This window comes from Vibrio sp. YT-19(2023) (genome assembly GCF_033337395.1).
On the sequence record NZ_JAWOQN010000165.1, the window covers coordinates 1 to 1,051 of the forward strand.

1 protein-coding gene is annotated in these 1,051 nt (G+C 55.9%); it reads right to left on the reverse strand.

The window, feature by feature from the left end:
- Positions 1-182: 182 nt before the first annotated feature.
- A partial coding sequence (locus R7E78_RS24635; protein WP_318058411.1) for a serine hydrolase occupies positions 183-1,051 on the reverse strand: 869 nt, incomplete at its 5' end.

Below are 1,051 nucleotides of genomic sequence, written 5' to 3' on the forward strand. Positions count from 1 at the left end.
TGGGCAAGGGCAGCAGCGCCCCACAAGGGCGCTGATAACCGCGCCTAGTGGATTATTCTTAGATAATCATGGATGGATTTTTCCAACACCCCGCCAGCCCCCGCCCCTGCTGGGTTTGCAGGTTTGGGGGCGTGACAGTTATTGCAGGGGTTCGTGACAGTTATTGCAGGGGGGCGTGACAGTTATTGCAGCTTTTCAAGAATGCGCCAGGCCGCCTCGACACGGACAGGGTTAGGATAGCTTTTGTTTGCCAGCATCACGATGCCAAGGTTTTTTTCTGGAACGAAGGCTACGTAGCTGCCAAATCCACCAGTGGAGCCCGTTTTATGCACCCATGAGGCTTTCACTGCGGGGGCGGGCGGGTTTACCTCAACGGCGGGAAGCGCTGCCAATGCCACTTTGCTGTCGCTGCCGTTGATGATCGAATCAGCTTTCAGCGGCCAGTTCAGCATCTCCCAGCCTAATCCCTGGTACATATCGCCAATACGCCAGTAGCGAGACTGCGCAAGCGCAATGCCCTGCTGGAGCGTTTTCTCCTGAACGTGGCTGGCATCCATGTTGGCCTGAACCCAGCGGGCCATATCAATAACGCTGGATTTCACGCCATAGGCTTCGGCGTCAAGTTGTCCCGGAGAAACGTGTACGGGCTTCCCTTCGCGATAGCCCCTGGCATAATCTTTTTGTTCGTTCTGCGGAACCGTAATCCAGGTATGCGCCAGTTTTAATGGTTGCAGGACGCGTCTGGTCATTGCCTCTTCGTAACTCATTCCTGAGGGTTTCACCGCCAGCGCGCCAAACAGACCAATGCTGGAGTTAGCGTAAAGTCGCTTAGCGCCCGGAGTCCATTGCGGCTGCCAGTTTTGATAAAAATGCAGTAATGCGGCTTTATCCCTAACGTCATCGGGGATCTGCAGCGGTAGGCCGCCTGCCGTATAGGTGGCTAAGTGCAGCAGGCGGATACCCTGCCACTGTTTGCCTGTCAGTTCTGGCCAGTATTTCGTGACCGGATCGCTGAGCTTAATTTCGCCGCGGGCGATAGCATCGCCGCCCA